The sequence below is a fragment of the Anaeromyxobacter sp. K genome (genome assembly GCF_000020805.1).
In the GTDB taxonomy this organism is placed as follows: domain Bacteria; phylum Myxococcota; class Myxococcia; order Myxococcales; family Anaeromyxobacteraceae; genus Anaeromyxobacter; species Anaeromyxobacter dehalogenans.
The window spans coordinates 3,790,362-3,803,513 of the sequence record NC_011145.1 but is presented as its reverse complement, the minus strand read 5'-3'; the positions used below and the strand labels follow the sequence as shown (position 1 = coordinate 3,803,513).

The window sequence follows — 13,152 nt, the reverse complement described above, 5'->3', positions numbered from 1 at the left end:
GCAGCTCGTGCGCTTCGTCTGGATCAACCTGCGGATGGTCCGGATGATCGGGATCGGGCACCAACGGCCGCGCGCCGCTCCGCCCGCTGCTCGAGGCGGGCGGCGAGGGCGGCGGCGCGCGCAACGGCGCGACGAGGGCGACGCGGTGAGGTCGCTCAGAGTCCGTTGCCGAAGGTCGTCGGGAACCCGAGGGCGCGGAGCTCTGCCTCGGGGAAGGACGCTCGATTGCCGGCGTTGTCCGACAACCAGAGTTCCGTGAGGTGCCAGGTCCCGAACTCGGCATACCGCGGGACGTCGATCGTGATCTCGTAGATCCCGTCGAGGCCGTCGCCCCACACCAGGGTCGGTGTCACGCCGAGGTATGCCGTGCTGGACGGGCTGGCGAGCCCCACGAGTGCGAAGGCGGCCATGCCGGAGAGGTTGTCAGCGAGCCGAACCGTCAGCGTGACGGTCTGGGCCTGAGCGCGGGTGTCGATGATGGTTGGGGTGATCGACAGCGCGAGCAGCTGAGGCGCAGCGGTGTCGCTCACCGTGCCCACGTTGACGAACGTGGTGGGGAAGCCGAGCGCGACGAGCTCCGGTTCCGATAGCCTCCCAGCGTTGCCAGCGCGGTCCGAGACCGAGAGGTCCTCGAGGTGCCATGTCCCGGACTCGGCGTAACGGGGCACCTCGACGGTGAACGTGTAGACGCCGTCGAGCGCGTCGCCGGAGATCCTCCTCGCCCCACCTGAGAAGAAACCGGTTCCCGAGGGGCCGCGGAGCGCGACGCTGACGAACGGGCCGACGCCCGCGAGGTCGTCGACGAGGCGAGCCGTCACCGTGACGAGCTGAGCCTGCTCGGTGGTGTCGATCGTCGCGGGCGCGACGGCGAGCGCCCGCAGCTGCGGTCCCGCGGTATCGCTCGAAGCGCCCGCGTTCACGAACGTGGTGGGGAGCCCGCGGGACACGAGCTCCGTCTCGGGGAACGACCGCACGTTGCCGGCGTTGTCCGACACCTGGAGGCCCATGAGGTGCCAGGTCCCGAGCTCGGTGTATCGGGGCGCGGTGATGGTGAAGGTGTAGATCCCATCCAGCCCGTCACCCGAGGCCTGCGTCGGACTTGCGAACAGCGACTTGAACCCGGAGGGACTGCTGAACGTGACGCTGCCCCCCGACACGCCGGACAGGTCGTCGGTGAGGTGAGCGGTCAGCAGGACGACCTGGTCTTCGGTGCTGGTGTCGATGGTCGTGGGGGCGATCGACAGCGTGACCAGCTCCGGCGCCGAGGCGTCCGTTCCTTCGGCCTTGACGGTGATGCGGATGGTCGCCGTGCACGCGCCGCCGCCGTTCGCCGCCGTCACGTGGTAGCTGCCCGCGACAGCGACGGAGGTGGGGGTGCCCGAGATCACCCCGGAGCTGCGGTCGAGCGTCAGGCCCGCCGGGAGCGGGGGCCAGACGGCGTACGAGGTGACCGGCCCCCCACGGCTGCTCGGCACGTTGGGCTCGATGGCGTTCGACAGCAGATAGACGGCGGGGTTCTCCGAGTAGGCCAGCCCCGCCGGCGCCGCCGGTAGGGCCGAGGAGCTCCCATCGCACGCGCACAGCACCATCAACGCGATGGCGTGAGGAACGATCCGAACCGACGTCTGCCCGTTGCGCGGCACCGGCGCACCTCCCCGAGTGAACCTTCCTGGACGGAAGGTGTACCACACGGAGAGTGCGAAGCGCGCGCGCACCCGGGAACGTCGCATAACCGCGAGCGAATCGCCGCCCGGAGAGAGTAGGGCCGCCCGGACTCGAACCGGGACGGAGCCTCGCGGCTCCCGAGGATTTTAAGTCCCCCGCGTCTGCCATTTCGCCACGGCCCCGTGACGACGGCCGCGCGCCGCGCGGCGGCGGGATGATACCGCGGGCGGGCTAGCGCGCCAGCGGACCCGTCGAACGGGCGGCGACCGCCCGCCGCGGCCGGAGCGGGGGAACACTGCAGCCCGGGCGCTGCGTCGATCCGCGGGGCGTACGCTCAGCCTGCCTGGGGGGAGACGAGGGGGCGCACATGACGTTCCGCTCCATGCGCGGGATCCGGGGCACGGCCGCTGCGATCCTGCTGACGGTCACCGCCTGCTCGGGAGGCGGCGACGGTCACGACGGCGGCGGGAACACCATCCACGCCGGGAACGCGATCGACGTGGCGGGCCTCGGGGTGGACGCCCTCGACACCGCGCCGAGCCTGGGCGGCCTGCTCACCGACCTGGTGGTCGGCCGCATCGCGAACGACCCGCCCACGCTGTGCAACACCGGCAACTACGCGGTGACCGTCACCCCGGCGCTCCCGGTCGCGGTCGGGCACGTGTTCGCCATCACGTTCGACGACTGCGCGGACGCGAAGGGCGTGTTCCGCGGCACGGCCAGGGCCACCGTGGCCGGGCTCGCCGGCGATCCGGGCGGCACAGCCTACACGCTCGACCTGCACGCCTCCGGCCTCGACTTCACCATCCGCGAGACGACGCTCGCCGCGCACGTCACCGGCGCGCTCCGCTGCGAGCGCCAGACGGCCGCCGGCATCGTCTCGCACCACGCCGAGGCAGAGCCCGGCACGCCGCTCGTCCTGACCCTCACCGACGGCGCCGCCACGGCCGAGCTGCGGCTGACCGCGTACTCGGTGCACACCGAGACGACGCCCTCCGGCGGGGAGACGCTCGCCACCGGCGGCGACACGGCGACGTTCACCGTCACCGGGATCGACGGCGCGCTCACGGTCGCGGTCGCCGGGAGCATCGCGTGGATCGAGCCGGAGCCGCCGGGCATGGGCGAGCTGACGGTCACCGCGGCCGACGGCACCCGCGTCGCGGTGCGCCTGGCGAGCGGCGGCGCGGCGACGCTGGCCGTGGACGACGACGCGGACGGCGAGGTGGAGGCCACCGTCCCGACCGTCTGGGACTTCCTCCACTAGCGCGCGTAGCGCTGCTCGAAGAGGGCGCGCAGGCGCGGGTGGCGACGGAGCAGGTCGAGGGTGAGCTCGGCGTGGCCGGGGGCGTAGCCGTTGCCGACGAGCATGGTGACGTCCTTGCCCACCCCCTCGGCCCCCAGCGCCGCGGCGGTGAAGCTGGTCGCCATCGAGAAGAAGATCACGGTCCCGCCGTCCTTCGCGGCGAGGATGGCCGCCATCTCGGTCCCGGGGACGCTGGCGCAGTTCACCACGAGGTCGAAGCGCCCGCCCGCGCCCTCGGCCGCGGCGAGCACCGCCAGCGGGTCGGTGGCGTCCACCCGCAGCCGCGCGTCCGCGACGCCCAGCGCGCCGAGCGCGTCGAGCGCCTGCCCGGAGCGATCCGCCAGCACCACCGCGCCGTCGTCGCCCATGGAGGCGCGGGCCTGGACCGCGACGAGCGCGCCGGACTTCCCGGCGCCCAGCACCAGCACGCGCATGCCCGGGCGCACGTGCCGCGCCACCAGCGCGGGCGCGCCGCACACGTCCAGGGCAGCGAGCGCCAGGGTCTCGGGGAGATCGTCCGGCAGCCTCGCCCACAGGCCGGTCGCGAACAGGATCGCCTCGCCGTCGCACTCGACCCGGTCGATCTCCGGGCGCACCGCGCGGATGCGGTCGATCCGGAGCGGGGTGAGGGTGAGGGAGACCAGCGTCGCGATCCGGTCGCCCGCGCGCAGCGCGGCCGCGGCGGGGTGGCGCGGCCCGAGCGCGCGGACCCGGCCGATGAGCATGCCGCCCGAGCCGGTGACCGGGTTGTGCATCTTGCCGCGCGCGCGGACGATGCGGAGCACCTCGTCGCCGATGCGCCCGGGATCGCCGCCCACCGTGCCCTCGAGCTGGCGGAAGCTGGCGGCGTCCACGTTGAGCGCCTCGACGTCGATCGACAGCTCGTCCTCGCCGAGCGGCAGCGCCGGGTCGAGGACGTCGGCGCGCTGGGGGAGCACGCCCGCGGGGGAGACGACGCGGCGGAGGCCGTAGGGATCCATGGCGGCGGAGCTTAGGAGGACGCCCGCCAGGCGTCGAGGCCCGCGACGGAGCGCCGCCCGCCCTCAGCGCCCGCGCCGGCCCAGCTTCACGAGGGCGCCGCCGGGATCCGGGGGCCGCCCGCAGCCCGCGCCCGAGCAGCCGGGGCAGCCGCCGCCGCGCCGGAACGCAGAGCGCCAGAGGAGCCACACCGCCAGGCCGAGGATGACCGCCGCCGCGACGAGATCGCCGGGGCCCATGGTCACGCCCCCAGCCCGAGCGCGCGGCCGACCTGGTGGACGAGGAGCGCCACCCCCCAGGCCAGCGCGGTCTGGTACGCGAACGCGACGCCGAACCACTTCCAGCCGCCCAGCTCCTGGCGCATGGCGATCGCGACCACCACGCAGGGCATGTACAGCAGGACGAAGATCATGAAGCCGAGCGCGGTGAGCGGCGTGAACGCGCGGTGGACCGCGAGCTTGAGCGGCGTGTCCGGCGCGGTGTCGTCCTCGGCGCGGAGCGAGGTGAGGCCGAACGTGGAGCTCACGTTCGCGCCCGCCGCGCCCACCGCGGCGACGAAGGACGTCGCCAGCTCCTTCGCGTCCTCGGCGAGCGTCGGCGCCGGGCCCGCCGGCTCGGACGGCGCCTCGGGCGCGTAGATCTCGCCCATGGTGCCGACCACGATCTCCTTCGCGATGATGCCGGTGAGGAGCGAGGAGGCCGCCTCCCAGGTGCCGAAGCCGAGCGGCGCGAGCGCCGGCGCCACCGCCTGGCCCGCCTGGCCGAGCAGCGAGTCCTTCTTGCTCGCGACGCCCCACGGCAGGTTGAGCAGGAACCAGACGATCACGGACACCGCGAGGATGTACGTGCCCGCCTTGTAGAGGAAGTGCTTCCCCTTCTCCCAGGTGTGGAGGCAGAGGCTCCGCAGCGAGGGCATGCGGTAGGGCGGCAGCTCCATGATGAAGGCGGGCGCCTCGCCGCGGAACAGGGTGCGCTTGAACACCATGCCCACCCCGATCGCGAGCGCGATGCCGAGGACGTAGAGGCCCCAGATCACCGTGCCGGACCGGCCGGGGAAGAAGACGCCCACGAACAGCACGTACACGGGGAGGCGCGCGCCGCAGGACATGAGCGGCACGAGCAGCGCGGTGAGCACGCGGTCGCGGTGGCTCTCCAGCGTGCGCGTCGCGTAGATGGCCGGCACGTTGCAGCCGAACCCGAGCACCATGGGGATGAAGGACTTCCCGTGCAGGCCGATGGCGTGCATGGCCTTGTCCATCACGAACGCGGCCCGGGCCATGTAGCCAGAGGCCTCGAGCAGCGTGATGAAGAACATCATCGCGAAGATGACCGGCACGAACACCAGCACGAAGCCGACGCCCGAGACGATGCCGTCGTTCACGAGCGAGACGGTCCAGTCCGGCGCGCCCGCCGCGCCGAGCAGCGCCGCGGCCCAGCGCTTCAGCGGGCCGTTGGTGGCCGCGTCGATCCAGTCGCCGAACGGCGCAGAGAGGTCGAAGGTGAGCTTGAACACCAGCCACATGGCGGCGAGGAAGATGGGGATGCCGAGGAAGCGGTTCAGCACCACCCGGTCGATCCGCTCGGTCAGCTCGCGGCGCGGCCGGGCCGGCTGCGTCAGCACCTCGCGGGTGAGGCCGGTGGCGACGGCGTAGCGCGCCTCGGTGACCATCGCCTCCACGTCGCCGCCGTGGGCCTCCCGGAGGTGGCGGAGCGGCGCCTCGACCAGCGCCGGCGCGTCGAGGCCGGTCGCCGCCACCACCGGCGCGTCCCCCTCGATGAGCTTCAGCGCGAGCCAGCGGCGCGGGGCGCTCGCGGCGAGCGCCGGGTCGGCCTGCTCGACGGCGCGCTCCACCGCGGCGATGGCGTCCTCGAGGTCCGGGCCGTAGGACGGCGGGATGCTGCCGCGCGTGCCGGCGGCCGCGTCGGCGGTCGCGAGCACCGCGTCGAGCAGCGCCGGCAGGCCCTCCTTGCGCGTGGCGGAGGTGGGGATCACGCGGATGCCGAGCCGCTCCTCGATCCCGCGCACGTCGATGCGCAGCCCCTTCGCCTGCGCCTCGTCGTAGATGTTGAGCGCCATCACCACCGGCAGGCCCAGCTCGAGGAGCTGCACGGTGAGGTACAGGTTGCGCTCGAGGTTGGTCGCGTCCACGACGTTCACCACCACGTGCGCCCGCTCCTCGACGAGGTAGTCGCGCGCGACGCGCTCCTCCTGAGACCAGGGCGAGAGCGAGTAGGTGCCGGGGAGGTCCACCAGCCGGACGCGGCGGCCGCCGTGCTCGAACGACGCCTCCTTGCGCTCCACCGTGACGCCCGGCCAGTTCCCCACCTGCAGGCGCGAGCCGGCGAGGCCGTTCACCAGGGTGGACTTGCCGGAGTTCGGGTTGCCGGCGATGGCGATCGTCACCGCGCGCGCGGGGCCGTTCGCGGCCGCCGCGGCGTCGCGGAGCGGGCGGGCGGCGCTCACGACACCACCTCCACCGCGATGCCCTCCGCCTCCGCCTTTCGCAGCGAGAGCTGGTAGCGCTTCACCGTCACCTCGATGGGATCGCCGAGCGGCGCCACCTTCTCCACGCGGACCTCCTCGCCGGGCAGGAGGCCCATGTCCATGAGCCGGCGCCGGAGCGCGCCCGCCGCCCGGATGGCCGTGATGTGCCCCCGCTGCCCGGGGGAGAGACTCGCCAGGTTCGTCCTCATGCCGTCCTCACCGCGATGCGCATGGCCACGCCGCGATCGATCGCGAGGCGCGACTCGTCCACCTTCACCAGCACCGGGCCCGCGCCGTTCGACAGCATCCGGACGCGCTTCCCCGGCCGCAGCCCCATGTCCTCGACCCTCGCCGCGGCGGTCCCGCCGGCGGCGCACTGCACGGAGACGATCTCCGCGACCTCTCCCTCGCCCATCAGCCCGAGCGGCATCATCGGCTGGCTCCTCTTTCGCCCTCGGCTAGAAGCCGGTCTTGAGCGCGACGAGCCCGCTGGTGGACTCGACGACGTTCCGGCCCCACACGGCCCGCTGGACGCCGGCCATCAGGCGCGTGCCGCCGCTGCCGGTCAGGTTCACGCCCGCGGTCACCGCGACGCGCTGCGAGGTCACGGCGCTGCGGGCGAGGTCGTAGTTCGCCTCCACGAGCGGCTGCAGCCAGGGCAGCACGGCGTACCCGACGGCGAGGTTGCCGCAGGTGGTCGACCGGAAGGTCCCGGCGCCGCCGCCCACCGGCACGGTGAGCGCGACCTCGGCGTTGCCGGTGACCCGCCCCCAGTCCTTCGACGCGACGAGCGCGTTCCGGACGCTCCAGAAGCCCTGCGTCAGCCCCAGCGACCCCGGCGCCGCCTCGTGCCCGACGGGCGCGACGACCGCGGTGGTGAGCATGACGTCGAGCGCCCGCGGCGCCGAGGCGAGCAGGCGCCAGCGCGAGCCGAAGGTGAGGTCGGTCAGGCCGGAGCCGCGGGTCGCCATGGCGGGGTCGGAGCGATCCATCGCGTGGGCGAAGCCGCCGGTGAGCTTCAGGTCGAGGTCGTCGGTGACGCCGACCAGCGCGGTGACCGCGAACGCGTTCACGTGCGCGTGCGCCGCCTGCTCGAAGCGGCCGCCGCCGTGGTGCGTGACGGACGGGACGTAGGCCAGCTCCACCTCGCGCGTCCCCGCGCCGGCGGGCGTCGCGTCGTCGGTGGCCACCTTGCCGTGGTCGGGCGCGGGCGGGGACGGCTCGTCCGGTGCCTGGGCGCGGGCGGCGGAGGCGAGGAGGAGGGCGGCGGCGACGACGAGGGGGCGCGGGACGGGCATGCGGTGGACCTGGGCGCGGGGAGGGCTGGAGGACGGGCGCGGGCTCGTGAACGGTGAAGTTGAGAATCATTCTCATGTTCAAGATTCGGGCGTCAAGGGGTGGCCGAACGTTTGATCTGGATCAAAATGGCTGGGGCGCAGCGATTCCCGGGCCCGCGGGGCCGCGCGAGCGCGCAACCGCCCGCGACCGCTAGGCGTCCGCGTCCACCCGCACCAGCGCGTCGAGCGCCTTCAGGTCGTCCGGCAGCGCGCCGCCGAGCCGCGCCTCCAGCCGGACGCAGCGCGCGGCGTCGTAGCGCTGCCCGCCGGCGAGGAACGCGAACCGCGCCTGCGCCAGCGCCGCCCGCGCGTCGTCGGTGCGCCCCTGGCCCGCGAGCACCCGCGCGCGCGCCAGGCGCGCCACCGCCGCGAGCCCGCGGCCCCCGCGCTGCCGCGCGATCTCCTCGAGCGACAGCACCTCGAGGTCCGCGTCGGGGATCCGGCCGCGCGCCAGCGCCACCCGCACCGCCTCCGGCCGGAACGCCGCGTCGCAGGCCAGGCAGTCGCCGTGGCGGGCGGCGGTCTCGCTCGCCTCGTGGAGCGCGTCCTCCGCCGCCGCGGTGAGCCCGGAGGCGAGCCGGTGGCGCACCTCGGCGGCGTGGATGCGGGTGAGCGCGTGCCGGCGCAGCGAGGACCGCTCCGCCACCACCACCGCCTCACCCAGCACCGACCGCGCCTCCTCGAGGTGCCCGAGCACCGTGAGCAGCAGGCCCAGCCGCTCGAGCGCGAGCGCCTCGCCGAGCGCCGAGCCCACCGAGCGGAACCCGTCCAGCGCGGCGCGGATGGCGAGCTCGGCCGCCTCGAGCTGGCCGGCGGCGAGCGCGAACGTGCCCTCGCCGAGCCGGCCCGCCGCCTGGGCCTCCGGGGCCTCGCGCAGCCGGGCCCGGTCCACCAGCAGCCCCGCGCCGCGCGCCAGCTCGGCGCAGGCGAGATCACCGAGCAGATCGCGGTCCCAGAGCACGAGGTGGAGATCGAGCGGGTGCTCCGGGGCGGCGTCCTGCGCGCGCCGGTCGGCCAGCCCCACCGCATCGGACTCGTCCTCGGGCGTGGACGCCTCCCCGAGCATGCCGCGCGCCAGCGCGGAGAGATCGTGGCTGCGGGCGAGCAGGTCCGCGTCGCCGGCGCGCCCGGCGGCCTCGGCGCAAGCGCGGGCCGACTCGCGCGCCTCGGCGTACTGCCCGCGGTGCCAGTCGAGCTGCGCGCGCAGGTGGAGGAGCGGCGCCGGCTCGTCGCCCGCCGGCTCCAGCCCCGCCGCCACCTCGGCGAGGGCGGAGTCGATCCGCCCCGCGGCAGCGTGCGCGATGGCGGCGAGCCGGTGGCTCCGGGCGCGCACGTCGGGCCGTCCCGCCCCACCCGTGCCGGCGAGGAGGGCCGCGTCGCCGAAGCTGCGGGCCGCGCCCGACACCTCGCCCAGCTCGAGCTGCACCCGCCCCATCGCCTCGAGCAGCTCGAGCCGCAGCGCCGGATCCGGGCTCGCCTGGCCGGCCAGCAGCTCGAGCGCCTCCGCGTAGAACGCGACCGCCTCGCGCAGGCCGGCCCGCGCCGCGGCGCGGTGCCCGGCGGCCACCAGGTGGCGCAGCGCACGCTCCGGCTGGCCGGCCTCGCGCCGGTGGCGCGCCAGCGCCTCGGAGGGCGGCTCGTGCCCGGCGCTCGCCTCGAGCGCGTCGGCGAGGGCGCCGTGCAGCGCCGCGCGCCGGGTCGGCTCCAGCCCGGCCAGGATCGCGTCGCGCACCATCCCGTGGTGGAAGTGGTACCCGCTGCCGTCCTCGTCGAGGAGGCCGTGCTCCAGGCACGCCTCCAGCGCGCCCACCGCCTCGTGCGCGGTGAGGCCGGTGACCGGCCGCACCAGCTCGAAGTCGAAGCGCTGCCCCGCGACCGCCGCGGCCGCGAGCAGCCCCTCCACCCGCGGCCCGAGCCGCGCCACCCGCGCGCGCAGGCCCGCCCGCGGCTCCGCGGGGACCTGGTGGCCGGTCTCGCGCTGCGCGCGCACCGCCTCCTCCACCAGGAACGGGCAGCCGTCGGTGACCCGGTACACCTGCTCCACCAGCGCGTCCGGCGGGACCCCGCCCACGAGATCGGCCACCTGCTCGCGGGTGGCGACCAGGCCGAGCCGCGGCACGCGGATGCCGCGCGCCAGCCGCCCGCCGTCGAGGTGCGACAGCGCCATCTGGATGGGCGTGCCCGCGTGGATGCGGTCCTCGCGGCAGGTGCCCACGATCATGAGGCGCTGCGCGCCGGCGTGGAGCGCGAGGTGGTGGAGCAGGTTGAGCGAGGACTCGTCGGCGTCGTGCAGCTCGTCGAGCAGCAGGTACACCGGCCGGCCCTCGCCCAGCGTGGCGAGGCCGCGGGTCACCGCGTCGAACACCCGCAGGCGCACCGCCTCCGCCGAGGCCCGGCCGTCGAAGTTCGCGTCGGCGAACGGGTCGGCGACGCCCTGGGCCAGCCGGCACTCCTCGCGGAACAGGTCGGCGAACAGGCCGTACGGCACGCCCGCGCCCTGCGCGCCGGCCACGCACGAGAGCACCACCGCGCCGCGGGACTGCGCGATGCGCGCGCCCTCCACCGCGAGCCGCGTCTTCCCCACGCCGCGCTCGCCGAGCAGGACCAGCGTGCCGCTGCCGCGCTCCACCAGCGACTCGAACAGGAGCAGGATCGCGCCGCGCCCGCGCACCGGCGGCGGGTCCACCGTGCCGAGCAGCCGCCGCGCCGCGCGGCGCACGCCGTCGAGCGCCGGGCGCGCCTGCGGGTGGCCCACCTCGCCGCGCTGGATCGCCTGGCGCAGCAGCCGCGTGTCGTCGGACACCGCCACGCCCGCGGTGCGGAGCGCGCCCTCGCAGGCGTCGTACTGCCGCAGCGCCTCCGCGCGCCGCCCCGACTCCGCGAGCAGGCGCATGAGCTGGCGGTGCGCGTCCTCCGCGGCCGGGTCCACCTCGAGGAGCCGCCGCAGCAGCGGGATCGCCTGGGCCGCCGCGCCGGCCTCCGCGTGCGCGCGGGCGAGCGGGTAGGCCGCCTCGACGAAGCGTGCCCGCAGCACGGCGCGGCGGGCCGAGAGCCAGGGCACCTCGCGCTCGCCCGGGCAGAGGTCGCCGCGGTAGAGCGAGACTGCCTCCGCCAGCCGCTCGCGGCCGCCGTCGGCGATGGCCTGCTCGAACGCGTCCACGTCCACCCAGACGTCCGGCCGCATCCGCACCTGGCCGCGCTCGATGTCGACCCACCGTCCGCCCAGGATCTGGCGCAGGTCGTAGAGCGCGCGGTGCAGGTTGTTCGCGCCGCTGGCCGGGTCCTTGTCCGGCCAGAGCGCGTCGATGGCCTGGTCGCGGCCGAGCGCGCGCCCCGGGGTGAGCGCGACGAGCTGGAGCAGGTCGGCCGGGCGGCGGCGACGCCAGGCGTGCGCGGGGATGGGCGCGTCCTCCCGGACCGCCTCGAACCGTCCGAGCAGGTAGAGCCGCAGCAGCGGCGACGATGGCTCGCCGGGCCGGGCTCCGCCTCGATGGACCTGGGTTTCCACCGCCGCGTCTCCCCAGGGGGAACGTACCAAGAAGCCCCCGCGGCGGACTTGATCCCGGGCTACATTCGGCGGCTGCATGCGCTACCGCCTCTCGATGCCCGAGCCCCACGGCCACCTGTTCCACGTCGAGGTGCACCTCGAGCGCCCCGGCCCGTCCGCCGAGCTGCGCTTCCCGGTCTGGACGCCCGGCAGCTACCTGGTCCGCGAGTACGCGCGCCACGTGGAGGGGCTCGCCGCCGAGGACGGCAGCGGGCGAGCGCTCGCCGTGGAGCGGCTCGACAAGCACCGGGTCCGCGTCGCCTGCGGCAACGCGACGCAGCTCGTGCTCCGCTACCGCGTCTACGCGAACGACCTCACCGTCCGGACCTGTCACCTCGACGGCACGCACGGCTACCTGAACGGCGCCGCGGTGTTCCCGTGGGTCCCCGGGCGCGAGCGCGAGCCGCACCTGCTCGAGGTCGTCCCGCCCGCCGGCTGGTCGGTCGCGACCACGCTCGAGGGCGGCCCGACGACGTTCACGGCCCGGGACTACGACGAGCTGGCCGACTCGCCGGTGGAGATCGGCACGCACCGGCTGGTCCGGTTCGAGGCGCTCGGGAAGCCGCACCAGATCGCGCTCTGGGGGCGCGGGCACGTGAACGGGGAGCGGCTCGCCGAGGACGCGCGCCGCATCGTGGAGGCGCACGGGAAGCTCATGGGCGGCGAGCTGCCCTACGATCGCTACCTCTTCATCGTGCACGTCACCGACAAGCGGCGCGGCGGGCTCGAGCACGCGCGCTCGACCACGCTCAACGTGGCGCGCGGCGGCTTCTTCCCGCGCGACGCGTACGTGGAGACGCTCGGGCTGTTCTCGCACGAGTACTTCCACCTGTGGAACGTGAAGCGGCTCCGCCCCGCCGCGTTCGTGCCGTTCGACTACGGGCGCGAGCAGTACACGCGGCTCCTGTGGTGGTTCGAGGGCGCGACCAGCTACTACGAGCAGCTCGCGCTGGTGCGCGCCGGGATCCTGTCGCCGAAGAAGTGGCTCGAGAACCTCGGCCAGGCGCTCACCAGCCTCGAGCGCACGCCCGGCGCCGGCAAGATGAGCGTCGAGGAGGCGAGCTTCCTCGCCTGGGTGAAGCACTACCGGCCCGACGAGAACTCGCCCAACAGCGCCATCTCCTACTACCTGAAGGGCGAGCTGGTGGCGCTCGCGCTCGACCTCGCGCTCCGACGCGCCGGGCACTCGCTCGACGCGCTCCTGCGGACGCTGTACGCGCGCTTCGCCGAGGGCGGCGTGCCCGAGGACGGCGTGGAGCGGGTCGCCGCGGAGCTGCTCGGCGAGGCGTCCGCGCGGGCGTTCTTCGACCGGTGGGTGCGCGGGACCGCGCCGCTCCAGCCCGACCTCGACCTCGTCGGCCTCGCGCTCCGCCGGCGCGCCGCGAGCGGCTTCGAGGACAAGGGCGGCAAGCCCGCCGGCAACGGCAACCACGATGACCGCCCGCCCGCCGGCTGGCTCGGCGCCGACCTCGCGACGTCGCCCAAGCTCGCGGTGCGGAGCGTGCGCGAGGGCAGCCCCGCCTGGCGCGCCGGGCTCTACGCCGAGGACGAGGTCGTCGCCGAGGACGGCTTCCGGGTGGACGCCGGCGCGCTGTGGAACCGGCTCTGCGAGGTGGGGGAGGGCGGGGCCGTGCGGCTCACCGTGTTCCGCCGCGACGAGCTGGTCGAGGTGCCCGTGACGCTCGGGAAGGCGCCCGAGGACACCCTCTGGCTCGAGCCCGCCGCCGCGCCGTCGGACGCGCAGAAGGCCGCGTTCGAGGCCTGGGCCGGTGCGCCGTTCCCGGCCCGCTGAAGCCCCCGCGCCCGCCACTCCCCGGGGCGCCGCGCCCCGGCCGGC

At 75.3% G+C, this 13,152-nt stretch carries 10 protein-coding genes and 1 tRNA gene; 2 read left to right on the top strand and 9 right to left on the bottom strand.

All coding sequences use genetic code 11. The annotated features are described in order from the left end of the window. Positions 1 to 155 precede the first annotated feature (155 nt). Both ANAEK_RS16965 and ANAEK_RS16960 read right to left on the bottom strand, forming a co-directional pair. The gene (locus ANAEK_RS16965; protein ID WP_012527361.1) at positions 156 to 1,643 is read right to left on the bottom strand and encodes an Ig domain-containing protein; all 1,488 of its coding nucleotides are present in this window, start codon (positions 1,641 to 1,643) and stop codon (positions 156 to 158) included. 117 nt (positions 1,644 to 1,760) lie between these two features. Continuing rightward, a tRNA-Leu gene (locus tag ANAEK_RS16960) sits at positions 1,761 to 1,847 on the bottom strand. Positions 1,848 to 2,032: 185 nt separating this feature from the next. On the opposite strand from ANAEK_RS16960, the gene ANAEK_RS16955 reads away from it, so the two are divergent. Continuing rightward, positions 2,033 to 2,929, top strand: a complete 897-nt coding sequence (locus tag ANAEK_RS16955) for a hypothetical protein (RefSeq protein ID WP_012527360.1) — start codon at positions 2,033 to 2,035, stop codon at positions 2,927 to 2,929. On the opposite strand, the gene ANAEK_RS16950 is transcribed toward ANAEK_RS16955, so the two are convergent. The 7 genes from ANAEK_RS16950 to ANAEK_RS16925 form a co-directional block, all read right to left on the bottom strand. Further along, positions 2,926 to 3,948, bottom strand: coding sequence for an L-erythro-3,5-diaminohexanoate dehydrogenase (locus ANAEK_RS16950; RefSeq protein ID WP_012527359.1), 1,023 nt, complete (start codon positions 3,946 to 3,948; stop codon positions 2,926 to 2,928). The two genes, ANAEK_RS16955 and ANAEK_RS16950, sit on opposite strands and share 4 nt — an antisense overlap. Before the next feature lie 63 nt (positions 3,949 to 4,011). Then, positions 4,012 to 4,191: a hypothetical protein gene (locus ANAEK_RS23185; RefSeq protein WP_232288473.1), complete on the bottom strand. Its 180-nt coding sequence runs from the start codon at positions 4,189 to 4,191 to the stop codon at positions 4,012 to 4,014. Beyond that, positions 4,188 to 6,410 carry a ferrous iron transport protein B gene (gene feoB / locus ANAEK_RS16945; RefSeq protein ID WP_012527357.1) on the bottom strand — a complete coding sequence of 741 codons (2,223 nt, stop codon included), beginning with the start codon at positions 6,408 to 6,410 and terminating at the stop codon, positions 4,188 to 4,190. The genes ANAEK_RS23185 and feoB overlap by 4 nt, the downstream gene beginning before the upstream one ends. After that, positions 6,407 to 6,640, bottom strand: a complete 234-nt coding sequence (locus tag ANAEK_RS16940) for a ferrous iron transport protein A (RefSeq protein WP_012527356.1) — start codon at positions 6,638 to 6,640, stop codon at positions 6,407 to 6,409. Before ANAEK_RS16940 ends, feoB begins: the two co-directional genes overlap by 4 nt. Then, positions 6,637 to 6,864, bottom strand: coding sequence for a FeoA family protein (locus ANAEK_RS16935; protein ID WP_012527355.1), 228 nt, complete (start codon positions 6,862 to 6,864; stop codon positions 6,637 to 6,639). Before ANAEK_RS16935 ends, ANAEK_RS16940 begins: the two co-directional genes overlap by 4 nt. Before the next feature lie 25 nt (positions 6,865 to 6,889). Further along, a complete protein-coding gene (locus ANAEK_RS16930) occupies positions 6,890 to 7,729 on the bottom strand; it encodes a hypothetical protein (protein ID WP_012527354.1) in 840 nt (279 codons plus the stop codon). A gap of 190 nt (positions 7,730 to 7,919) precedes the next feature. Next, the gene (locus tag ANAEK_RS16925; protein WP_012527353.1) at positions 7,920 to 11,276 is read right to left on the bottom strand and encodes a BTAD domain-containing putative transcriptional regulator; all 3,357 of its coding nucleotides are present in this window, start codon (positions 11,274 to 11,276) and stop codon (positions 7,920 to 7,922) included. 76 nt (positions 11,277 to 11,352) lie between these two features. Between ANAEK_RS16925 and ANAEK_RS16920 the strand changes: the two genes are divergently transcribed. After that, entirely contained in the window at positions 11,353 to 13,107 is a 1,755-nt protein-coding gene (locus tag ANAEK_RS16920) for a M61 family metallopeptidase (RefSeq protein WP_012527352.1), read from the top strand. The last annotated feature ends 45 nt before the right edge of the window (positions 13,108 to 13,152 follow it).

Excerpts from the sequence above, each read along its gene's own strand:
- ANAEK_RS16955 (WP_012527360.1), top strand. The coding sequence starts at position 2,033 with ATGACGTTCCGCTCCATGCGCGGGATCCGGGGCACGGCCGCTGCGATC.
- ANAEK_RS16950 (WP_012527359.1), bottom strand. The coding sequence starts at position 3,948 with ATGGATCCCTACGGCCTCCGCCGCGTCGTCTCCCCCGCGGGCGTGCTC.
- ANAEK_RS16930 (WP_012527354.1), bottom strand. The coding sequence starts at position 7,729 with ATGCCCGTCCCGCGCCCCCTCGTCGTCGCCGCCGCCCTCCTCCTCGCC.
- ANAEK_RS16935 (WP_012527355.1), bottom strand. The coding sequence starts at position 6,864 with ATGATGCCGCTCGGGCTGATGGGCGAGGGAGAGGTCGCGGAGATCGTC.
- ANAEK_RS16940 (WP_012527356.1), bottom strand. The coding sequence starts at position 6,640 with ATGAGGACGAACCTGGCGAGTCTCTCCCCCGGGCAGCGGGGGCACATC.
- ANAEK_RS16920 (WP_012527352.1), top strand. The coding sequence starts at position 11,353 with ATGCGCTACCGCCTCTCGATGCCCGAGCCCCACGGCCACCTGTTCCAC.